At 41.0% G+C, this 22214-nt stretch carries 19 protein-coding genes; 13 read left to right on the forward strand and 6 right to left on the reverse strand.

The window, feature by feature from the left end:
- Window positions 1-7 precede the first annotated feature (7 nt).
- The 4 genes from PDL71_RS05790 (at window position 8) to cobA (ending at window position 4145) form a co-directional block, all read left to right on the forward strand.
- Window positions 8-739, forward strand: coding sequence for a phosphoadenylyl-sulfate reductase (locus PDL71_RS05790; RefSeq protein ID WP_407526610.1), 732 nt, complete (start codon window positions 8-10; stop codon window positions 737-739).
- A 168-nt stretch (window positions 740-907) separates the two neighbouring features.
- Entirely contained in the window at window positions 908-1816 is a 909-nt protein-coding gene (cysD, locus tag PDL71_RS05795) for a sulfate adenylyltransferase subunit CysD (protein ID WP_407526613.1), read from the forward strand.
- Between the two features lie 272 nt (window positions 1817-2088).
- Window positions 2089-3330: a sulfate adenylyltransferase subunit 1 gene (locus tag PDL71_RS05800; RefSeq protein ID WP_407526616.1), complete on the forward strand. Its 1242-nt coding sequence runs from the start codon at window positions 2089-2091 to the stop codon at window positions 3328-3330.
- Complete coding sequence (cobA, locus tag PDL71_RS05805; RefSeq protein WP_407526619.1) at window positions 3330-4145, forward strand: uroporphyrinogen-III C-methyltransferase; 816 nt, start codon at window positions 3330-3332, stop codon at window positions 4143-4145. Before PDL71_RS05800 ends, cobA begins: the two co-directional genes overlap by 1 nt.
- Before the next feature lie 20 nt (window positions 4146-4165).
- On the opposite strand, the gene PDL71_RS05810 is transcribed toward cobA, so the two are convergent.
- Window positions 4166-6277 carry a HEPN domain-containing protein gene (locus tag PDL71_RS05810; protein WP_407526622.1) on the reverse strand — a complete coding sequence of 704 codons (2112 nt, stop codon included), beginning with the start codon at window positions 6275-6277 and terminating at the stop codon, window positions 4166-4168.
- Between the two features lie 178 nt (window positions 6278-6455).
- Here PDL71_RS05810 and hemA point away from each other — a divergent pair, with 178 nt between their 5' ends.
- The 7 genes from hemA to PDL71_RS05845 all read left to right on the forward strand — a co-directional run bounded on the left by hemA (window position 6456) and on the right by PDL71_RS05845 (window position 15946).
- Window positions 6456-7706, forward strand: a complete 1251-nt coding sequence (gene hemA, locus PDL71_RS05815; RefSeq protein WP_407526625.1) for a 5-aminolevulinate synthase — start codon at window positions 6456-6458, stop codon at window positions 7704-7706.
- Window positions 7666-9216 carry a hypothetical protein gene (locus PDL71_RS05820; protein ID WP_407526628.1) on the forward strand — a complete coding sequence of 517 codons (1551 nt, stop codon included), beginning with the start codon at window positions 7666-7668 and terminating at the stop codon, window positions 9214-9216. Before hemA ends, PDL71_RS05820 begins: the two co-directional genes overlap by 41 nt.
- Window positions 9177-10172: a porphobilinogen synthase gene (hemB, locus tag PDL71_RS05825; RefSeq protein ID WP_407526631.1), complete on the forward strand. Its 996-nt coding sequence runs from the start codon at window positions 9177-9179 to the stop codon at window positions 10170-10172. Before PDL71_RS05820 ends, hemB begins: the two co-directional genes overlap by 40 nt.
- Window positions 10173-10174: 2 nt before the next feature.
- Entirely contained in the window at window positions 10175-10861 is a 687-nt protein-coding gene (locus tag PDL71_RS05830) for a DUF2490 domain-containing protein (RefSeq protein WP_407526634.1), read from the forward strand.
- On the forward strand, window positions 10842-12323 hold the full coding sequence (locus tag PDL71_RS05835; RefSeq protein ID WP_407526637.1) for a TSUP family transporter: 1482 nt from the start codon (window positions 10842-10844) through the stop codon (window positions 12321-12323). Before PDL71_RS05830 ends, PDL71_RS05835 begins: the two co-directional genes overlap by 20 nt.
- 233 nt (window positions 12324-12556) lie before the next feature.
- Window positions 12557-15139, forward strand: a complete 2583-nt coding sequence (locus tag PDL71_RS05840) for a TonB-dependent receptor (protein WP_407526640.1) — start codon at window positions 12557-12559, stop codon at window positions 15137-15139.
- Between the two features lie 57 nt (window positions 15140-15196).
- Window positions 15197-15946 carry a DUF2490 domain-containing protein gene (locus PDL71_RS05845; RefSeq protein WP_407526643.1) on the forward strand — a complete coding sequence of 250 codons (750 nt, stop codon included), beginning with the start codon at window positions 15197-15199 and terminating at the stop codon, window positions 15944-15946.
- 2 nt (window positions 15947-15948) lie between these two features.
- On the opposite strand, the gene PDL71_RS05850 is transcribed toward PDL71_RS05845, so the two are convergent.
- The 3 genes from PDL71_RS05850 to proB form a co-directional block, all read right to left on the reverse strand.
- Entirely contained in the window at window positions 15949-16353 is a 405-nt protein-coding gene (locus tag PDL71_RS05850; RefSeq protein WP_407526646.1) for a DUF6326 family protein, read from the reverse strand.
- Between the two features lie 79 nt (window positions 16354-16432).
- The gene (locus PDL71_RS05855; RefSeq protein WP_407526648.1) at window positions 16433-17674 is read right to left on the reverse strand and encodes a glutamate-5-semialdehyde dehydrogenase; all 1242 of its coding nucleotides are present in this window, start codon (window positions 17672-17674) and stop codon (window positions 16433-16435) included.
- 9 nt (window positions 17675-17683) lie between these two features.
- Window positions 17684-18718 carry a glutamate 5-kinase gene (proB, locus tag PDL71_RS05860; protein WP_407526650.1) on the reverse strand — a complete coding sequence of 345 codons (1035 nt, stop codon included), beginning with the start codon at window positions 18716-18718 and terminating at the stop codon, window positions 17684-17686.
- Between the two features lie 166 nt (window positions 18719-18884).
- On the opposite strand from proB, the gene PDL71_RS05865 reads away from it, so the two are divergent.
- Both PDL71_RS05865 and PDL71_RS05870 read left to right on the forward strand, forming a co-directional pair.
- Window positions 18885-19322: an OsmC family protein gene (locus PDL71_RS05865; protein WP_407526652.1), complete on the forward strand. Its 438-nt coding sequence runs from the start codon at window positions 18885-18887 to the stop codon at window positions 19320-19322.
- 6 nt (window positions 19323-19328) lie between these two features.
- Window positions 19329-20501 carry an O-succinylhomoserine sulfhydrylase gene (locus tag PDL71_RS05870; protein WP_407526654.1) on the forward strand — a complete coding sequence of 391 codons (1173 nt, stop codon included), beginning with the start codon at window positions 19329-19331 and terminating at the stop codon, window positions 20499-20501.
- Window positions 20502-20580: 79 nt separating this feature from the next.
- Here the strand turns inward: PDL71_RS05870 and PDL71_RS05875 are convergent, their stop codons facing one another.
- Complete coding sequence (locus tag PDL71_RS05875; RefSeq protein ID WP_407526657.1) at window positions 20581-21066, reverse strand: hypothetical protein; 486 nt, start codon at window positions 21064-21066, stop codon at window positions 20581-20583.
- 228 nt (window positions 21067-21294) lie between these two features.
- Window positions 21295-22056, reverse strand: coding sequence for an SDR family NAD(P)-dependent oxidoreductase (locus tag PDL71_RS05880; RefSeq protein ID WP_407526660.1), 762 nt, complete (start codon window positions 22054-22056; stop codon window positions 21295-21297).
- Between the last annotated feature and the right edge of the window lie 158 nt (window positions 22057-22214).

The following is a 22214-nucleotide window of genomic DNA, read 5'->3' on the forward strand; positions in this document are numbered from 1 at the left end:
GGAATTTATGAACAATCAACAATACAACGAATTACAGCAGCAATTAGGTAAGGGTGCCGTATCTGATTTGCAAACCATCAGCGATTTGTTTGGTGGGGTTTCTGTGTTCAGCACCAGTTTCAGTGAGGAAGACCAAGTGATTGCCCATTTGATTTTTAGCGGTAATCTCAATATCAAAGTGTTTACGCTGGATACAGGTCGTTTGTTTCCGGAAACCTATTCTGTGTGGAGCCGCACCCTGGAGCAATACCAAAAGTCCATTCACACGTTTTATCCGGATGCTGTGGCGTTACAGCAATTCATCACAGATAAAGGACCCAATAGTTTTTATGAATCCGTAGAAAACAGAAAAAGCTGTTGTCATATCCGGAAAGTGGAACCTCTGCAACGTGCATTGCTGGGGAATAAAATCTGGATTACCGGTATTCGTGCCGAGCATTCATCGAACAGGCATGATATGCCACAGTTAGAATGGGATGATTCAAATCATATTTTCAAATTCCATCCCTTATTACATTGGACCACGGAAGAAGTAAAGCAGTTCATCCGCACACATCAGATTCCTTATAACGCCCTGCATGATAAAGGCTTTGTAAGTATCGGCTGTGCGCCTTGCACCCGTGCCATCAAACCCGGCGAGGACTTCCGTGCCGGACGCTGGTGGTGGGAAGACAGCAGTAAAAAAGAGTGCGGATTACATGTGCATGCTGAAACCCCGTCAGCCGTTATTCCGCAATAAAGCGGAACTGCCGGCGGTTGAGGATAATTTAATTTCTTATTCGTTTGCAACAAACCGCTGACGGGGATGAAAGCCGCCGTCAGGGTTCGGAAACTTTAAAACAGATGTTAGGCTTTTTTGCCCTTTCTTTGCAGGAGTATAAAGTCTATCAGATAAGTAGGATATAATATGAGTAACTATCGTTTAAATTACCTGGAGCAATTAGAGGCAGAGAGTATTTACATTTTTCGTGAAGTGGCTGCCCAGTTTGAGCGCCCGGCTTTATTGTTCAGCGGTGGAAAAGATTCCATCACCTTGGTGCAACTGGCGAAGAAAGCATTTGCACCTGGTAAGTTTCCGTTTCCATTAGTGCATATAGATACAGGGCATAATTTTCCTGAGGCATTGGAATACCGTGACTGGCTGGCCAAAGAAGTAGGGGCTGAGTTGATCGTTCGTAAAGTGGAAGATACCATCAAAGCAAAAAACTTAACCGAGCCTAAAGGAAAATTTGCAAGCCGTAACTGGTTACAGACGTATACCTTACTGGATACGATTGAAGAATTCAAGTTTGATGCCTGCATTGGTGGGGCCAGAAGAGATGAAGAAAAAGCAAGGGCCAAGGAACGAATCTTTTCTGTAAGGAATGATTTTGGTGAATGGGAACCGAAACTGCAACGTCCTGAACTATGGAATATTTACAATGGAAAAATTCACAAAGGAGAAAATGTTCGTGTATTCCCCATTAGCAACTGGACGGAGCTGGATGTATGGAATTATATCAAATCAGAAAACATTCCATTGCCGTCTATTTATTTTTCTCATGAGCGTGAAGTGTTGATACATGATGGTCAACTGATTGCTGTATCACCTTTTATTACCATTGAAGAAACGGATGTAATTGTAAAAAAGAAAGTGCGTTACCGTACGGTTGGTGATATGACCTGTACTGCAGCAGTAGAGAGTGAAGCAAACACATTGGATGAGGTAGTGAATGAAATCAAAGCCACACGTATCAGTGAACGTGGTGAAACAAGAATAGATGATAAAGTAACGGAAGCGGCGATGGAAGACAGGAAGAAGGGTGGATATTTTTAGCCCCCTTCGCCCCCTGAAGGGGGAACTGCTGCTGCACAGCCCACACTTTTCATAGTGTATAAGTTATAGCAGCATGTTTAAAATTTAAACAGCGGGATGTTTATCCCCTCCATGGAGGGGTGGCAGGGTGTAAAGCATGAGTGAAGATTGAAAGGGGTGGGTGGTGAATAGAATTAAAAACGTACAAGAGTGCGACGCAACAACAGCTTAATAGAATTTCAAAAGCTGGTTATAAACTAACTCAATAACAAATTAACTAAGTAACTGATACAATGGATTTACTACGATTTATAACAGCAGGAAGTGTAGATGATGGCAAAAGCACATTAATCGGTCGTTTACTGTACGACAGCAAAAGTATTTTGGCCGACCAATTGGAAGCCATTGAACGCAGTACCAAGAACAAAGCTAATGGTGAAATTGATTTGGCATTACTCACCGATGGCTTGCGTGCAGAGCGTGAACAGGGAATTACAATTGATGTGGCGTACAGGTATTTTTCTACCAATAAACGCAAGTTTATTATTGCGGATGCACCCGGTCATGTGCAATACACACGCAACATGATTACAGGTGCCAGCAATGCAAGTTTGATTATTATTTTGATTGATGCTCGTCAGGGAGTAGTGGAACAAACGAGAAGACATTCTATCATTGCTTCACTGTTGAAAATTAAACATGTAGTTGTCGCTATCAACAAAATGGATTTGGTTGATTTCTCCCAGGATGTTTACAATAATATTGTTATTGATTATTCGGCCGTTGCTGCCAGTTTAGGTTTGAAAGATGTAACCTATATTCCTATGAGTGCATTGCAGGGAGATAATATTGTAGATGCTTCCGCAAAAACACCGTGGTACGAAGGGAAACCATTGCTGCAGTTTCTTGAAGAAATTGAACTGGACAATGATGTGAACCTGGCTGATGCAAGATTCCAGGTGCAATATGTAATTCGTCCGCAAACAGAAGAATTGCATGATTATCGTGGTTATGCCGGGCAAATCTCCAGCGGAATTTATAAAAAGGGAGATACCGTTACAGTACTTCCACAGCAAATTCAAACGACTATTTCCAAAATTGAAATTGCCGGTAAGGAAGTGGAAGAAGCTTTTGCACCGCAAGGTGTTGTATTGCATCTGAGTGATGATATTGACATCAGTCGTGGCGACAGTATTGTGAAATCCGATTCAATTCCTCAACTAAGCAATGAGCTTGAAGTATTGTTGTGCTGGCTGGATGAAAAACCGTTGCAGGCCGGGAACAAGTATTTTTTACAGCATAACAGCAGACTGGTGCGTGCAGTAGTTCGGAATATTGACTATAAGCTGGATGTAAATACACTTCAGCAGCAATCGGTAGAAGGCGGTGTAAAACTGAACGAAGTAGTGAAAGCTACTATAAAAACAGCAGCACCTTTAGCCTTTGATTCTTATGAAAGACTCTCAACCAATGGAAGCGCCATTTTGGTAGATGAAACCGGCAACTCAACGGTAGCAGCTGTATTATTAAAATGATGAGTGTACAAGCATCATACGGAAAAGTAACGCTTGCAGGCGCAGGCCCCGGTGATGCAGAATTGATTACTGTAAAACTGCAACAACGTTTAGCAACTGCTGATGTTATTATTACAGACCGGTTAGTCAATCCTGAAATTATTGCCAACTACGCCAAGAAAAATGTTGAAATAATTACGGCCGGTAAACAAGGATTTAACGATGCATCTTATACACAGGACGAAGTAACTGAATTTATTATTGAGCAGGCTAAACTGGGTAAGCAGGTGCTTCGATTAAAAGGTGGTGATATTGCTTTCTTCAGCAATGTATTGCATGAACTGGAAGCATTACAAAAGCATCAAATTCCTTATGAAATCATTCCGGGTATTTCTGCTGCGTCCGGTGTTTCGGCTTATGCAGGTATGCCCTTAACTGCAAGAGGATACGCACAAGGGGTGCATTTCATCACTTTCAATCCTAACTCTTCTTATACAGAACAGGAGTGGCGTGAACTTGCTGCAACAAGTGATACATTGGTTTGCTATATGGCATCAACAAATCTGGATATTTTGGTAAAACGATTGATGGACTATGGTTCTTCTCCGCAAAAACCATTAGCGGTTATTGAACAGGGTACAACGGTTTATCAGCAAGTGCATACTACAACACTTGAAAATTTTGAAAAGGATTTTGCCGGCAAGACTTTCAGTTCACCTTCTTTAATCATAATTGGTGAAGTGGTAAAACTGCATGAGCAGTTTCAATGGTTTACTTCACAGGCGGTTGGCTCTGTTTTTAATGAGCTCAGCAATAAAAAAAACCTTACAGTGTAAGTGTAAGGTTTTGAATTTTATCAGGCAGTTATTTCTTCTGCTATTAATTTTTCTCTCAATTGTTTGGCGTATGCTGTAAAATCAATTGCCTGTTGCAGATATTCTTTTGCAAATGCTTCAGATGGTGGTATGTCATTCATACGCATTACTGCTGCTTTAAAACTTTCTGCTTCCGTAAATAAGCCGTTTGCAGTAAAATGTTTATCAAAATCATTCAGGATGCCATGCTGTGTATTGCATTGCACATTCTTTTGGAGTAATAAAGCTTTCGCACTGTGTACCTGTGCAGAATAAGCATGATAAATTCCATCCGCCCAGGAACCTTTTTGAATACATGCTTCTGCGGCAGCCAGTTTCTCTTCTGCTTCGAGTATTAATGTTGCTACGAGGTCAATCATTACACCGGCACATTCACCTACACCGATAGCTGTTGAGAATTTGATTTCCTGTCCCCAGTCAATAAACTCATCATCGAGTATGTGTTCAATATCTGCTAAGGGTTTCAACAGTTCATAGTAGTAACGGTCGCCTTTGCGTTCACTGTAATTTAAAAAGCTTTCACCCTTTGAATGTTGCTTATAGTCATTCAATACATAACGGAGTACTTCAGGTGCACGTTTGCTGGGCACTTTGATTACTTTGTCTGCAATACGGCCGTTGCCGCTGCCCAAAACACCTCCGCCAATCAGCACCTGTACAGCCGGTACTACTTGTCCCTTTGCTTTTAATGAGCTTCCGTGAAACCCAATGGAAGCCATGCCATGTTGTCCGCAACTGTTCATACACCCGCTGATGCGTACAGCCAATTCTTTATTCTGTAAAAATTCAGGATACTCTTCTTCTATTACTTCGCTCAAGGCAAGTGCTGTTCCTGTACTATTGCTGATTCCGAGGTTACAGGTATCGGTACCCGGGCAGGAGGTAATATCTGCCACACTTCCAAAACCTGCTGCGGCAAGACCTTCTTCTTCCAGCACAGCGTATATATATTCCAGATGTTCAGGCTTAACAAAACGAAATTGTAAACCTTGATTGATGGTAACACGAACATCATCAGCAATGACATCTTTCAATTTTTCAATCAACCTTCGGCTGGTGTGTGAACTGATGTTTCCATTCGCCACACGAACATATACCGCTAAAAAACCTTCCTGCTTTTGTTCTATTACATTGGTTGATTTCCATAATTCATATTTGAAAGGATTATGGGCAGGCGATGTATACGTTAACTGATAGTTAGGTAACGAAGGTGATGTATGCAATTCCCTGTTGATTGGATAGCGTTGATGCGTGAGAGCCTTTTGCTCCTGTACTACCAATTCGTTAAAAGCATCAATTCCAATCTTCTGAATCAGGAATTTAATACGTGCCTTATGCCTGCTGTTACGTTCGCCATGCCTGTCAAACACCCGCAGCACTGCTTCGAGGTATGGAATTAATAAATCCTCTTCCAGAAATTCATGGGTTGTTATTGCAAGATGCGGTTGTGCACCGAGGCCACCGCCAATCAAAACTTTAAAACCTCGTACTTCTTTACCGTCAATTATTTTTATTCTTGGAATTGCTCCAAGGTCGTGCATAAAAGTGAGCGCTGTGTCTTTTTCAGTATTGCTGAAGGCGATTTTAAATTTTCGTCCCATCTCCTGGCACACAGGTTTGCGCAGGAAGTATTCAAACATGGCATGTGCATAGGGTGTTACATCAAATGGTTCTTCTTTATCAATACCTGCCGTATCTGATGCAGTGATGTTTCGAACAGTATTGCCGCAAGCTTCTCTCAATGTTACATTGTCTTGTTCCAGTTCAGCCCAGAGTTGCGGCGTGCGGTCGAGGCTTACAAAGTGAATTTGTATATCCTGTCTTGTAGTGAGATGCAGGTTTCCTGTTGAATATTCATCACTCACATCCGCAATTCGTTTCCATTGAGCCAAAGTCATTTTACCATAAGGTAGTTTGATACGAACCATCTGTACGCCCTGCTGCCGCTGTCCGTAAACGCCACGGGCCAAACGCAGGCTCCGGAATTTTTCTTCCGCAATGGTTCCTTCCCGGAAGGCCCTTATTTTTTGTTCCAGTTCAATAATGTCTTTTTGTACTAAAGGATTTTCCAATTCAGTTCTAAAGCTTTGCATGCATGAAAGTTAAAGGGTGAAATCTTAAAGCCTACTTATTGTGTAGACTATGCAAATGTAGGTGCTGTGGCTGTTATAATTGTAAAATTCGTGCTATAAATTATTTAACAAGTGTTTGTTTAAGTGAAAGAAAGAAAACGTCTTAAAAGTCTATCAAATCAGTAGGAAATATGTATGTTTGCCATTCTTTAACCGCATTCATTTGTTTCATTACGAGTCATACCTGCAGCAGCAATTACACCAGTTAAAAGAAAATGGCAACTATCGTTATTTTCTGGATGTGAATAAAAGCGCCCGTCATTTTCCTGTTTTTTATTATGAATCGGGAGGAATAACAAAACGTGCCATAAATTTTTGCAGTAATGATTACCTGGGTATGAGTGTGGAAGAAGATGTAATAGCTAAACTTAGTTTCACCGCTCATCAAAGCGGCACGGGCAGCGGGGGTACAAGAAATATATCCGGTACAACAAAACAACATGTTTCCTTAGAGCAAACTATTGCTGCATGGCATCAAAAAGAAGCGGCTCTTTTATTTGGTGGTGCTTACCTGGCAAATTTCACGGCACTTCAAACGTTGGGTCGTTCCATTAAAGACCTGATTTTTATTTCTGATGAACGGAATCATGCTTCCATGATTGAAGGAATGCGTAGCGCCGGTAATCAAAAAATGATTTTCGGGCATAATGATGCAGGGCATCTTGAAGAAATTCTCTCATCGCTGCCTTTGCATCAACCCAAATTAATTGTGTTTGAATCGGTGTATAGTATGAATGGAAGTATTGCTCCTGTTCGTGACATCATCACACTTGCAAAAAAATACAATGCACTTACCTACATTGATGAAGTACATGCCGTGGGTTTATACGGAGCTTCAGGTGCCGGTATTTGTGAGCAGGAAGATTTATTACAACAGGTTGATATCATTAACGGTACCTTGGCAAAAGCGGTGGGAGTAATAGGAGGTTACATTACAGCATCGCAAACTATCATTGACTTCATTCGAAGTTTCGGGAGTGGTTTTATTTTCACTACGTCATTGCCGCCTGCTGTTTGTGCAGCGGCTGAAAAAAGCATAACTCTTATCCAACAGCAATCGTCACAGCGAACGAAACTATTTCATCTTGTTGAATACCTGCGTAGGTTGTTGGGTGATGCTGATATAACTTTCACTGAAAATAGCTCTCATATTACACCTGTGCGAATCAAAAATGCTGTAGAATGTAAGAACGTTGCCGATAAATTGCTGACGCAGCATGGAGTGTATGTACAGCCTGTAAATCATCCTACCGTTCCAAAAGGTGAAGAATGTTTACGGTTGATTGTAACCGCCAAACACACAAGGGAGCAAGCAGCGCATTTAGTAACAAGTTTAAAGCAAGTATTGATTGAAGAAGATACGTATCATATGCAGGAGCAGCAGGCTTAGTTTATTGCAGGCACAGTTGGTGCAGCAAAAAATTATGCAGGCAGAACCCGAAGCTGTTGTTGAAATTATTGGTCGCAGCAGTCGTGGTGACAGGGAGCAGCATGTCTCACTTTCTGCATTAGACGGGACTGATTTTTTTACCGAAGATATTTTTAAAGCATTGGCTAATGATGAAGCGGATATTGCCGTGCATTCATTAAAAGATATGAGTGCGCCGCATTTTTTCAGTCACAATGCATTTGCTGTTGTTGACAGAGATGATGTGCGGGATGTGGCAATCTTTAATCCTGGTGTGATTGAAAAAATAAAAAACGGACAAACGATTTTTGTGGGTACCTGCTCTCCACGAAGAGAGGAAATGGCGGCACACTTTTTAAAGAAAGCCTTACCACAACTGGGAACTATCAATATTGAAACAAAGCCGATTCGTGGTAATGTAGAGGGAAGATTGAAACAGCTGGATGATGGAATGTACGATGCTACGATTCTTGCAACAGCAGGGTTGAATCGTTTATTGAAAGGTTATACAGCCTCGACGGCGGTTGCGAACCCCGGCGGCGGTTTAACTATCAGCGATTTACTAAAACATAAATTGCTGATATTGTTACCATTGTTTGAATGCGTTCCTGCCCCATGCCAGGGAGCAATTGTAGCAGAAGCTCATCCGCAAAATAAATATGCAGTTGAGTTATTGCAAAAAATCAATAATACAGAATTGTTTGCTGAAGCATCTGCCGAAAAGCAAAAAGCATTTGAATACGGCACCGGCTGTTTGCAAAAATTCGGCGTCACAACCATACGTACAAAATCATCAACTCACCTTTATGCCGCCGGTGAAGATGCCAACGGAAAATCATTTCAGCACTGGACAAATCTGCCGCAACTGCAATACAATGAAGAGGAATTGTTTTCTTCAACAGATTGCATGAGAGATTTCTTTGAGTACGAATGGAAACAGAATGTGTTCGACATCAAGCAGCCTATTGTATTTGTAGCTAATTACAAATCTGTTAAAGATGCAGCTGCAACTGCAGCATTGCAAAACAAAAGGATATGGGCTGCAGGTACAAAGACCTGGCTGGAACTTGCCAAACTTGGTTATTGGGTAGAGGGAAGCGCAGATGCCTTGGGTTTTGAAAGTTTGGAGGATGTTTGGCAGATGCCCTTATTGCAGATTGATGCAAGTGAAGTGTGCATCCTCACACATGAACATGCAGCAGAAAGATGGCGGGCCAAGGGATTGAATGCCATATCTAATTATACGCTCGAACCAACAAATGATTCTTCACTGATTAAACGTATTCACGAAGCAAAGGTTTTATTCTGGAGCAGCTTTTCACAGTATGAATATTATGGAATGCATGCAGGTTATGATGCAACGCATATTTGTGCAGGTGGTGAAACAGCAATTTTGCTGCAGCAGGCAGGTGTTAGCCCGATTGTATTTCCAACTATTAAAGCATTTGAACAATGGAGAAAATCTTCTATACGCTCACACAGCGTCGCCTGAGAACGGATGCACATATACGGGAGCTTACTGCATCAGTAAAACTTTCACACAAAAGTTTTATTCAGCCTTTGTTTGTTGATGAAGCATTGATAACTCCAAGAGCCATTGATGGTTTATCCAATGTGCAGGTTGATACAGTATCATCTATTCTGCATACTATTGAGCAGGATTTGCAAAACGGCATCAAAAAGTTTTTACTCTTTCCTGTGCCAGCACAAAAACAGGAACATTCGTTTGATTTTACGTTTGCAGTGTCGGTTATCAAACATATCAAGCAGCAATTTGGCGAAACTGTTTGGCTGGCAGCAGACCTTTGCCTGTGCAGTTATACCACACATGGCCATTGCGGAATATTAAATGAGTCGCACACAAAACTCATCAATCATAAAACAGTAGACGTACTTACAAGGTATGCCACGCAACTGGCTGCTGCAGGAGCGGATTGTATTGCACCGAGTGATATGATGGACGGACGCATTGCTGCCATCCGTACACAGCTGGATGTATTGGGTTTTGATGATGTGAGCATCATGAGCTATGCTGCTAAATTTTCGTCACAGTTTTACGGACCATTCAGGGATGCCTGTCATTCAGCGCCCAATACCAGCGGGTTGAAAAGCAGAAAGAGTTATCAGATTTCTCCATTCAACAGCAATGATGCTATCGCAAGTGCTCTGCGTGATGAAAAAGAGGGAGCAGATATGCTGATGGTGAAACCTGCTGCTTTGTATACGGATGTGATTGCCAACTTGAAACAACAAACGCTCAAACCCATTGCTGCGTATCATGTAAGCGGGGAATATGCAGCCATTGAAAGTTTGGTTGAAAAAGGATTGGCCAACAGGGAGGCTGTACACACAGAAGTGTGGGCGGCCTTACAACGGGCAGGTGCCGATATTATCATCAGCTATGCTGCACGAAACGCCAAAGCATGGATTGAGCAAATCGAATATTAAGAATGCGATATATAACTGTCATATTGTTTGTGATAATAAAATTTACGGCTTATACACAACGGCCAACCACCGGTGTATGGTTCACTTTGAATATGCCGGTGAAGCTAACTGAGAAATGGCAAATACATAACGATGGGAGTTATCGTACATTAGGAAACCGTATTTCCGCTTCACAATATTTATATCGTACAGGTATTCGTTATCAAATCAATCCTTCACTTTCTGTGGCAACGGGTGTGGCTTTTTTCTTTACACGAACATCGTTTGATAAAGAAAACCATGAGTTTGGCAGGGAGTTCAGAACATGGCAGGAATTACTTTATCAAAAACAAATAGGCGCCAAGCTGCAATGGGTTAACCGCTTCAGAAGTGAACAACGTTTTTTTGAAGCTACAAAACGAAAAGAAGCATTTACGGGTCATCGTTTTCGTTTGCGTTCTGCATTGGTAATTCAAATATCAAAAAGCTGGAGTTTCAATGTTTCTGAAGAATATTTCAGGCAGGCAGCACATCATGATTTTTCGTTTGACCAGAACAGGGTGATTACAACAGCTATTTATCAAATCAATCATTCTGCTCAATTACAGGCAGGATACATGTGGCTGCTTTGGCCTCATTCATCTTCTCAACATTTAGCAACATTCACTTTACAAAAAACAATTTCCTTGCATGGAGCAGATAAAAGATAAAAATCAACTATATCCTGTTTTCTTAAAACTGGAGCAACTCCAGGTATTATTAGTTGGCGCAGGTAATGTTGGGTTGGAAAAGTTGCAATCGCTTCTTGTGAATTCACCTGATGCATATATTACCATTGTAGCTCCTTTTGTAAAAGAAGAACTAAGAACATTTATTAGCAGCTATCAAAATTGCAAATTAGTTGAGCGGAGTTTTGAAGAAGATGATTTGAATGGTAAAGAATTGATTGTACTGGCTACCGATGATCAGGAATTGCACAGATATATTTATTCTGTAGCAAAGGAGCGTAAAATTTTAATCAATGTGGCTGATACGCCTGAACTCTGTGATTTTTATTTAGGCAGTATTGTTCAAAAAGGTAATTTGAAAATTGCGATTTCTACCAATGGGAAATCACCAACAGTTGCAAAGCGGTTAAAAGAAGTATTGAATGATGCCATGCCTGCTGAACTGGATGATGTTTTGGAAAACATGAATAAGGTACGCAGTAAGCTGAATGGCAATTTTGAATATAAGGTAAAGAAGCTGAATGCACTTACTAAAGTCCTTGTTGCAGATGAAACTGCTGAAAGTACAGAAAGAAAATGGAAGAAAATAGCTACCTATTCTTTGCTGGCATTTGCATTGATGCTCATCGGACATTTTATTTTTTCATATATACCTTTCAGGCAAATGGCGGATGACACCGTAGCATGGTACAAAACACTTGATAAAAATATTCATTGGATGGTGCTGGCAGGTTTCCTGGCACAGATGGTAGATGGTGCCTTGGGTATGGGGTATGGAGTAACGAGTGCTTCTGTTTTAATGACAACAGGCATCAGTCCGGCTGCAATCAGCGGCGCCATACATACTTCAGAAATTTTTGCAAGCGCTTCCAGCGGCTACAGTCATTATCGGTTTGGAAATGTAAATAAGAAGTTATTCAAAGCGCTAGTCATTCCCGGTGTAATAGGTGCAGCAGTAGGGGCTGTTTTTTTAGTTACGATTGGTGAAGAATACGGAAGTTGGATGCGTCCTGCTATTGCAGTTTATACCTTGTTGCTGGGTATTAAATTTATTATCAATGCTTTTCGGGAAATGAAACCTCAGAAGAAGTTTAAGCGTTACCGCTTGCTTGCTGCTTTTGGCGGTTTCTTTGATTCATTTGGCGGAGGCGGCTGGGGGCCAATTGTAACTTCAACATTGATCAATAACGGTCGCAGTCATAAATATGTAATCGGTTCAGTAAGTTTAACGGAGTTCTTTATTACACTTACCAGTGCCTTTACTTTTTTTACCTTGATTGGTGTTAGTCATTGGCAGGTGATTGTTGCATTGATGCTGGGTAGTTTTATTGCTGCACCTTTAGCTGCAAGGCTAGCGGGTAAGTTACCAAAGAAAACATCCTACTTATTACTGGGCATACTGGTGATTATCTGGAGCGGTAAAATATTGGTGAAGATTCTGTAACTTTTTTTAAATTAATAGTCTACTAATTTGGTAGAATAATAATTGCATCTTATGTTTGTGACGGATATGAAAATCATTATTCTGTTTATGAACCATCACTTAGTGGTGCCAGATCCCACATCCTTTCGATGTTGATGGTGTTGAGTGTTAATTATTGCTTCCGGTGAATCTGTGAAGGCGCTGTTATGCTGCCTTCTCTTGCTATTTATTTGCTACTAATCAATGAATGAAGTATGAAACATAAATTGTTTTTATTTGTATTTTATTTTTTTGCAGGCCAGGTGTTACTGGCTCAACCTGTGCTCACAGGCTTTATAAGAGATGGTAAAGGAGCGCCTATAGACGGGGCTACTGTAAGAGTCAAATCTGTAAAGGGGTTTGCAATAGCAGATGGTAAAGGTAAATTTGTAATTCAGATTCCTGAAACACTCCCGTTTACGTTGCTTATTTCATCAGTTGGTTATCTGCCTGTTGAAACAGAGCTTCGTGAATTAAAGGATTCTGTATTGAATATTCTGTTAGTTGATAACAGCCAGTTGTCTGAAGTTGTTATTACATCAAGACGAAGAATTGAATCGGCGCAGAATGTGCCCATACCAATTACAGTTGTTTCAGGTGCACAGGTAGAAAATTCAGGTGCATTTAATGTAAACAGGCTAAAAGAATTGGTGCCAAGTTTGCAGCTCTATACATCTAATCCGAGAAATACTGGTATTAACATTCGTGGTTTGGGTTCACCGTTCGGACTCACCAATGATGGATTGGATCCCGGTGTAGGATTTTATGTTGATGGTGTTTATTTTGCCCGTCCTGCTGCAGCTACATTTGATTTTATTGATATTGACCAGGTGGAAGTGTTGCGTGGGCCACAGGGAACATTGTTTGGCAAGAATACAACTTCCGGAGCATTTAATATTACTACAAGGCGGCCGACGTTTAAGCCAGGTGTGAACTTTGAAGTAAGCTATGGCAACTTTGCATTTGTACAGGCAAAAGCATCGCTCACAGGTGCGTTAACAAAAAAGATAGCGGGCCGTATTTCATTTTCAGGAACCAATCGTAATGGTCTTATTGAAAATATACGTACCGGTAAATCCACCAATTCATTAAATAATATTGGTGTACGTGGACAGTTGTTATTTAAACCATTTCAAAATACTTCTGTAACACTGGCAGGTGATTTCTCTGCTCAAAATCCTGATGGTTATGCACAGGTTGTTGCAGGTGTAGTTCAAACAAAACGCCCTGCGTTTCGTCAGTTTAATGCCATCATTTCCGATTTAAGCTATAAACTTCCAAGTAATAATGCCTTTGACCGTTTGATTGACCATGATGTTCCCTGGAACTCGGGTAACGACTTTGGCGGTGTATCTTTAAACATTGACCAAAAAATCGGCCCCGGTAAACTTACTTCCACTACTGCATGGCGTTATTGGGACTGGCGTCCATCCAATGACAGAGACTTTACCGGTCTCGAAGCATTGGCTAAATCACAAAACCCATCCAAACATACCAATTGGTCGCAGGAAATAAGATATGCAGGTGAGTTTTCATCTAAGTTGAGTGGTGTTATTGGCCTTTTCTATATTGACCAGGAAATTAAAACGAATGGTTTAGAAGAGTCGGGTCGTCATCAATGGCGTTTTTCACAAACAAGTACCAGCAGCCTGTGGCAAACACCGGGTTTGTTTGAAGGTTTTGGTATCAGAACACAATCTTCCATTAAATCACAAAGTGCTGCCGTATTTGCTAATGTGGATTGGGAAGTTGCAAAAGGATTTCATGTACTACCCGGCTTGCGATTCAATTATGATAATAAAGATGTAGTATATAATCGGGTGGCCTCAGGGGGACTTGATACAGCAACCTTTAATGGCACTGCTGCGCAGAAAGCAACTTTACAAGGGTTTAAAAATGGAGTTTACACAAGTCAGAGTTATGTTGCAGGTGCTGATGAAAACAATCTTACTTATCAGCTTACACTTGCTTACAGACCCAATAAATACATCAACGCATTTGCAACATACTCCACAAGTTTTAAACCGGTAGGTGTAAATGTGGCGGGACTTCCAACTGTAAACGGACAGGCTGCAACAGATCTTGCAGTAATAAAGCCTGAAGATGTGAAACATTATGAGATAGGCATTAAGTCCAACCCGGCTGATAACTTTATTTTAAATTTTGTATATCACAATACTGATATTAAAAATTACCAGGCGAATGTACAGTCGCCGGAGTTGGGTGTTAACCGTGGTTATATTGCTAATGCTGAAGCTGTGAACGTGAAGGGTTTTGAGGTAGATGCCAACTACCGAGTGAATCATAGTTTTTCAATCTTTGGAGCTTTGGCCTATACCGATGCTAAGTATGTAAAGTTCACGAATGCACCGCTTCCTCTTGAGGAAACAGGATTAACTGAAAACGGTGTACAAAAAGCATTTAAAGATATTTCAGGAGGCCGTCTTCCTGGCATTTCAAAATGGTCAGGTTCCGTAGGTGGAGAGTACACAGTACCTGCTGAGTTTTTTGCTAAAGAAGGAAAGTTCTTTATTGCTTCAGATGCATTTTACCGCTCAGAGTTTTCATCCAGCCCGTCACCATCGGCTTTTTTAAATATTCCCGCCTATACTTTGGTGAATGCAAGATTCGGATTTCGTGTAACCGGTACCGGACTTTCAGCATTTGTGTGGGGTAGAAATATTTTCAATAAAAACTATTACGAGCAATTGCTTCCTGCCGGTGGTAATGCAGGGCATTACGGTGCTGTGCTGGGCGACCAGAGAACGTTTGGTGTAACCTTCCGTTATTCACTTTAGCAACTATCGGATAATTTCTTATAATTGTAAGAATCTATTCTTAAACAATAACTGATTATGCAGAAGGTTTTGATCTTGCTTATAACTTTCTTTTTTAGTTTTACTTATAGCTTTGCACAGGTTAAGCAAACTGATAACGAAGAACAGATTTGGCTGGGTTATTTTAATCAAACACGTTTTTCCAAACGATGGGGTATGTGGACGGATGTGGCTTTACGTACAAAGGAAAATTTTGTTGACCAATATTCACAGGCTTTTATACGTCCGGGTTTAACCTATTATTTAACGGATGATGTAAAGCTGACGTTAGGGTATACATATGCCTGGCATTTCCCCGCTGATAATCATAAGAATGTTACCATGCCGGAGCACCGGCCCTGGCAGCAAATACAATGGCATACAAAATATCCTAAAGTAAAGTTGATGCAGTGGTTCCGTTTGGAAGAACGGTTCAGAAGAAAAATAAAGAATGATGATGAACTGGCTGATGGGTATAATTTCAACTGGAGAATGCGTTATAATATTCTTGCACAGTTTCCATTAAGTAAAAACCGATTTGCACCTAAAACATTTTCATTAGTTACAGCTAATGAAGTGTTTGTAAACTTCGGTAAAAAAATTGTTTACAATTATTTTGATCAGAACCGTTTGTTCGCCGGATTTCATTATCATGTAAACAAACATGATAATTTACAGTTTGGCTATATGAATGTATTTCAGCAACAGGCAGCGGGGAACAAATACAGGAACATTCACACGGTTCGTTTATTTTATTTTCATAACCTGGATTTAAGTAAAAAGAACTAAGATTATTCCTTTGGCCATTTTACTGCATGCCAAACTATCAATATTGTAAGTGCACTTTCAACGAGTGCCAGGTATACATAAAACTCCCGCCAGGGCACAAGTGAGGTAACAGCAATCAGCAGCATAACAAGCGTAAAAAAACTTCCGAAAATGATGTTCAGCCATTTGTTTATGCCAGGCTTAAGCAACAAAGAGGCACATACCATAACTGCGGGAATACTGAGTGCAAATGCAGCAAGGAACAAATTGAAAGGACTGTTTAATAAATTATCACCTGTTACAAGCCCTTCTGTTTTTTGGGGTACATATAATTCAAAATAGTCGCCATATAAATAACATAATGTTACCGATGTCCAGAGAGCAGCAAGTTTGAGTTTGATGTTAATGTTGAAATCTTGTAATGCCATAGCCAGAAGTATTGATTAATGAGTAATACCATACTACGTATCACTATTTATAAATGTTACAATTTGCAGCAAACATTACTCAACGTATCTGCCCGCTTCCCCGCAACATCCATTTTTCCGTCACCAATTTCTCCAACGCAAACGGTCCACGGGCATGGAGCTTTTGTGTAGAAATTCCTACTTCTGCACCCAGGCCAAATTCTTCACCATCTGTAAATCGTGTGCTGGCGTTGTGATAAACAGAAGCAGCATCCACCAATTGCAAAAACTGTTCAGCTGTTTTATTATTGTTGGTCACAATCGCTTCACTGTGCTTGGTACCATGTTCGGCAATGTGTACTAATGCTTCCCTTTCATTCTTTACAATCTTCACTGCACAGGTGAGTGAAAGAAACTCCCTGTAAAAATCTTCTTTGGCGGCTTTGTACAAATATGGATAACCTTTTAAAAATTTGTATGCTTTGGCATCAGCATAGATGATGACTTTCTTTTGCTCAAACGAAGCAGAAACTTGTTTTAAAAATGCAGCAGCAATTTTTTCGTCTGCAATTATTGTGTCCATGGCATTACAAACAGAAGGCCGGCTTGTTTTTGCATTCACCACAATATCAATTGCCATTTGCAAATCTGCATTCTTGTGCACATACACATGACAAACGCCGGCGCCTGTTTCAATCACGGGTACCAAACTGTTCTTTCGTACAAACTGAATTAAACTGTTACTGCCACGTGGAATGATCACATCAATGTATTTGATGGCAGTGAATAATTCATTTACTATTTCCCGCTGCGGCGGCAATAACAGGACTAATTGTTTCGGCAGTTTGAATTGCTGCAAGACTTTGTGAATGACACCTACAATGGCTTTGTTCGTATTGTCTGCATCACGACTGCCTTTGAGCACACAGGCATTCCTGCTTTTTAAACAAAGCGCTGCAATATCGGCCACTACATTGGGGCGTGATTCAAAGATGGCGGCTACCACACCCAGCGGTACGGTTATTTTTTTCAGGTGAATGCCATTCGGCAATTTCTTTTCTTCTAAAATTTTCCCTGAGGGGTCGCTTAGCTTCGTAACTTTTTTTAAACTGTTGCTGATGGATTGTAAACGCTCCGATGTTAAAAGCAAGCGGTCGTACAAAGGATTGGTTTGCTCCATCTTCGCCAGGTCTTTTTCATTGGCTCTGATAATGGTAGCAGCATTGTTCATTAACTCATCAGCAAAGGATTTGATGATGCGGTTGATCTTTGCAGACTTCGTCTGCTGCAGTTGAATGGCTGCTGTATGCGTTTGAATAATCTGTTTTTGAATTTTGTTCATTTTACTATCTTAAAACAACACAATATCATCCGCATGTGCTGCCATGATGTTTTTTGTTTTGCGGTGGCGATTGATTTCTGTATTGCTCAGTTTTGATTTGGCTACTCCTATAATCTCACTCGCTTCATTCATGAGTTGCACCACCTGTCCTTCTGCAAATTGCCCCACTGCTTTGCTGATGCCGATCGTAAGCAAACTCTTTCTGCTCAGCAATGCTTTTTCAGCACCTGCATCTACATGAATTTGCCCAACCGTTACCGAACCACTCATCAACCATTTCTGACGTTCTTTCAACGTAGATTTCTTTGCTTTGAAATAAGAGCCTTTTGCAAAAGCAAGTGTTTTCTGTAAGGGTTGTGGTCCTTTCAACCCGGTAATAAACACTTCAATGCCTAATGAGGTAGCTAATTGAGTGAAGGTGATTTTTGATAGCATTCCTCCCAGGCCTACTGCTGATTTTTCTGTACTGATAAAGGAAAGAATGGAATCGTCAATATTGTTCACAACCGGAATGATATTTTTAGCTGCATCTAAAAAGCCATTGCTGCTGGTACAGATCATCAGCTTTTCTGCATTAAAGCCAATGGCCAGCAAGGTGGCCAGTTCGTCGTTATCAGAAAACTTCAATTCATGGTTACTGATGAGGTCGTTTTCATTCACCACCGGAATAATATTGTTCTTCCAGAATTCTTCAAAGGTGGTTTTGAGTTGTACAAACTGGTGACGGTTGCTGAAATGATGTCGTTCACACAATGCCTGTGCAACAGTAATACCATGCTTCGAAAAATACTTTTGATACAGGTGAATGAGAATGGGATTGCCAATGGCGGCTGCAGCTTTCTTTTCAGCCAATGTTCCTTTGTATTGCTGCAGAAAATGTTTACCGCTGCTTACGGCACCGCTGCTCACCACAATAATGGTGTATCGCTTATGCAACGCTGCTGCTTCTTCAGCAATTTTTCGAATAGCAGCAGCACTTGTTTTTCCATCAGCACCTGCCAGCACTGCTGAGCCAAACTTGAGGACAAGTATCGGTTTGTTCATGCCATACAAATGTAAGACCTGCAAGGCTTGCACGCCTGCTGTCTTTTACGAAATGTACCTGTGCAGGAATGGTTTATTGTTAAACTTGTCCAATACAAATGGCCGTTTGTTTAGTAATTGAACAATACTCGTTAACTCAACTTATCTTTACCAACAATTTTTTTCTATGGCACTCATTACAGCAACTACCACACATGGTGATTATGGTTTAACGCTTACCGATGCTACCGGTAATACCATGCTTATCGATATCCCTGCGGACCAGGGCGGGACCGGAAAGGGGATGCGGCCCATGCAAACAGTTTTGGCAGCACTCATCGGTTGCAGCAGTGTAGATGTGGTAAGTATTTTAAAAAAGCAACGCCAGGATTATACGTCCTTTAAAATTGAAGTGGATGGCAACCGTGAAGCCGGTAAAGAACCATCACTTTGGGAAAACGTTGAGCTTACGTTTTTATTTGAAGGAACAGTAGATGCCGGTAAGGCTTACCGAGCAGCTGAATTATCTATTGAGAAATATTGCTCAGTAGCCGCTACTTTGCGAAAAGCAGGTGCTGATATCCGCTTTAAAGTAATTGTGAACAATCAAGAATACAAACCATAATTGACGATGGGCAAACATCCCCAAACCAAGGCTATCCGTAACCAAACCAAACGTACGGAACAGAAAGAGCACAGCACACCTTTGTTTCTTACCAGCAGTTTTGTGTACAACAGTGCAGAAGATATGGCAGCAGCTTTTGCTGATGATTCGCTGAATGTAAATATTTACAGCCGGTTTAAAAATCCAACTGTTGATGAATTTGTGAACAAGATTGCAGATCTCGAAGGTGCTGAAGCAGGCATCGCCACCGGCACCGGTATGGCGGCTGTATTTGCAACGTTCATGACCTTCTTGTCAAAGGGTGATCATATTATCTCCGCATCGGCTGTGTTTGGAAGTACGCATACCATTCTTACTAAGTACTTACCCAAGTGGGGATTTGAAAGTTCTTATTTTGATATGAATGCTCCTGAAACTATTGAGGCGCTCATTCGTCCCAATACAAAGCTGCTCTATGTAGAAACGCCTTCTAATCCCGGACTTGATATTATCGATCTGGAATATGTAAGTGCTATTTGCAAAAAGCATAATATTCTTTTTGTAGTTGATAATTGTTTTGCAACTCCTGCTGTTCAGCAGCCTATAAAGTTTGGAGCTGATTTAGTGTTGCATAGTGCTACCAAGTTTATTGACGGGCAGGGAAGAGTGCTGGGTGGAGTAGTGGTAGGCAAAAAAGAATTGATTTATGATCTGTACTTGTTTGTACGGAATACAGGTCCGTCATTAAGTCCGTTTAATGCATGGGTGCTGAGCAAGAGTTTGGAGACTTTGTTTTTGCGGATGGACAAACATGCAGAGAATGCATTGAAACTGGCACAGCATTTTCAAAATCATCCTAAACTCAATTGGGTAAAGTATCCATTCTTAGAATCACATCCGCAATATGCTATTGCTAAAAAGCAAATGAGTAATGGTGGCGGTATTGTTACGTTTGAACTCAAAGGTGGTATTGAAGCCGGAAGAACATTTCTCAACTCATTACAAATGCTGAGCATGACTAATAACCTGGGCGACAGCAGAACCATCGCTTCACATCCGGCATCTACAACTCATTCTAAATTATCTGCTGATGAAAAGAAAGCAGTTAGTATTACGGATGGTTTGGTAAGGATATCTGTTGGGTTGGAACATGTAGATGATATTATTGCAGATATTGAACAGGCGTTGAGCAACATCTGACTTTCTTCTTTACGGTCAATAAAAAGCCCCGGCTACCAACCGGGGCTGAGATATAACCTGATAAAACCAAAACTAAACTTTAACGGGTGGGAACTGCATCATTGTTACCCCTTACCTTTTTGAGTAACATAATGTACCCGCAACAATCTTTTTTGCTTTTGTTCACCTGCACCGGTTTTATCATGTGCCATTCGGAAATCCTGGGCTGATATCCATAACTGATGATATTACCCTGGGAATAACCGTATAGTTTTTTGTAATACACTTGTTTTTCGTCGTAATCGTACATGCGTACTTCGTGGAGCTTGCTGCCGGGATCACCAATGAATACAATATGATACCAGGCGCCCTGCGTCATAGGAACCAGAACGGGCATTTCGTATTCGCTTTCCATGGTCATGCTGGCTTCTTTCAAAACCATAAAACCATTTTTTTCAAACTCTTTCTTCAAACTGTCAACCTGTACACTAATGGAGGGATTGGCGCAACTCTTCTGGCGAATCACATCCTGGGCGGATGCGGTAAATGAAAACAATATAGTTGCCAATGCAATCAGGTTCTTCATTGCGGTACGGATTATAAAGGGTGGTAGTGTTACTGATTTACTACCTGGGTACGATTTCAGCACTAAAATACTGAACCTGCCGTGGTATTGAAGTTTTTGTAACACTATCTTCTCAATTTAAGTAAGAACCCTTAATCAAACGGAATTGATGCAGGCTTTATTATTAGTAACCGAAAGAAGCTTTTTCAAACCTTTTTCTATCTAAAATAATGCCTGATTTGTTGATTTTCAGGATTCACGGTAGGTATAAAAAGAATTGGCCTGTGCGGTACAGGTGAGCACTAAATCGTTAATACAAACATGGGCAGGCAGGGTAGTAGTATAATAAACCACTTCGGCCACATCTTCTGCATATAATGGTGTGTAACCTGCATATACAGCATCTGCCTTGCTTTTATCGCCTTTAAAGCGAACCATGGAAAACTCAGTTTCCGCAGCACCGGGATGTATAGCCGTTACTTTTATTTTATGTTGCAGCAGATCCATACGCATGGCTTTACTGATGCTGTCAACCGCCGCCTTGCTGGCACAATACACATTGCCCCGCTCATATACTTCTTTTGCGGCTGTAGATCCAATGTTGATGATATGGCCACTCTTGCGTTGCGTCATAAACGGCAACACCGCACGGCTCACATACAAAAGTCCTTTTACATTGGTATCAATCATCGTTTCCCAATCATCCATGCCGGCTTCATCAAACAGATCACGACCGGCAGCAAGACCGGCATTGTTAATCAACACATCTACCTGCTGCCACTCCTGCGGTAAAGTTTGAATGCTGTTATACACTTCTTCTTTCTCACGCACATCAAACACCAGCACATGTACCTGTGCCTTGTATTGTGATTGCAGTTCCTCTTTCAATTCCGTCAATCGTTCTGCACGGCGTCCGTTAATAATTACACGATAACCTTCTTTTGCAAACCGGTGGGCACAGGCTTTACCAAAACCACTGGTGGCGCCGGTAATAAATACTGTTTTGTTCATGGGCTGAAAGTTAGGGAGAAACTTTATTGGAAATACAAAGATTTGGTAGCCATCGCCGGTGCATACGAGGGAGCAATGTTGCGTCGCACACTTCATCGTTCTTTTTCCAATCATCTTTTTTCAGCTAACTTTCCGTTTTAAACAGGCTGTTAGTACGC

This window comes from Lacibacter sp. MH-610, from assembly GCF_045780045.1.
GTDB lineage: Bacteria > Bacteroidota > Bacteroidia > Chitinophagales > Chitinophagaceae > Lacibacter.

Coding starts and splice junctions, on each gene's coding strand:
- PDL71_RS05870 (WP_407526654.1), top strand. CDS start 19,329: ATGGGCAAACATCCCCAAACCAAGGCTATCCGTAACCAAACCAAACGT.
- PDL71_RS05855 (WP_407526648.1), bottom strand. CDS start 17,674: ATGAACAAAATTCAAAAACAGATTATTCAAACGCATACAGCAGCCATT.
- PDL71_RS05875 (WP_407526657.1), bottom strand. CDS start 21,066: ATGAAGAACCTGATTGCATTGGCAACTATATTGTTTTCATTTACCGCA.
- PDL71_RS05840 (WP_407526640.1), top strand. CDS start 12,557: ATGAAACATAAATTGTTTTTATTTGTATTTTATTTTTTTGCAGGCCAG.
- PDL71_RS05850 (WP_407526646.1), bottom strand. CDS start 16,353: ATGGCATTACAAGATTTCAACATTAACATCAAACTCAAACTTGCTGCT.
- hemB (WP_407526631.1), top strand. CDS start 9,177: ATGGAGAAAATCTTCTATACGCTCACACAGCGTCGCCTGAGAACGGAT.
- PDL71_RS05800 (WP_407526616.1), top strand. CDS start 2,089: ATGGATTTACTACGATTTATAACAGCAGGAAGTGTAGATGATGGCAAA.
- PDL71_RS05835 (WP_407526637.1), top strand. CDS start 10,842: ATGGAGCAGATAAAAGATAAAAATCAACTATATCCTGTTTTCTTAAAA.
- cobA (WP_407526619.1), top strand. CDS start 3,330: ATGAGTGTACAAGCATCATACGGAAAAGTAACGCTTGCAGGCGCAGGC.
- PDL71_RS05880 (WP_407526660.1), bottom strand. CDS start 22,056: ATGAACAAAACAGTATTTATTACCGGCGCCACCAGTGGTTTTGGTAAA.
- proB (WP_407526650.1), bottom strand. CDS start 18,718: ATGAACAAACCGATACTTGTCCTCAAGTTTGGCTCAGCAGTGCTGGCA.
- PDL71_RS05845 (WP_407526643.1), top strand. CDS start 15,197: ATGCAGAAGGTTTTGATCTTGCTTATAACTTTCTTTTTTAGTTTTACT.
- cysD (WP_407526613.1), top strand. CDS start 908: ATGAGTAACTATCGTTTAAATTACCTGGAGCAATTAGAGGCAGAGAGT.
- PDL71_RS05810 (WP_407526622.1), bottom strand. CDS start 6,277: ATGCAAAGCTTTAGAACTGAATTGGAAAATCCTTTAGTACAAAAAGAC.
- PDL71_RS05790 (WP_407526610.1), top strand. CDS start 8: ATGAACAATCAACAATACAACGAATTACAGCAGCAATTAGGTAAGGGT.
- PDL71_RS05830 (WP_407526634.1), top strand. CDS start 10,175: ATGCGATATATAACTGTCATATTGTTTGTGATAATAAAATTTACGGCT.
- PDL71_RS05865 (WP_407526652.1), top strand. CDS start 18,885: ATGGCACTCATTACAGCAACTACCACACATGGTGATTATGGTTTAACG.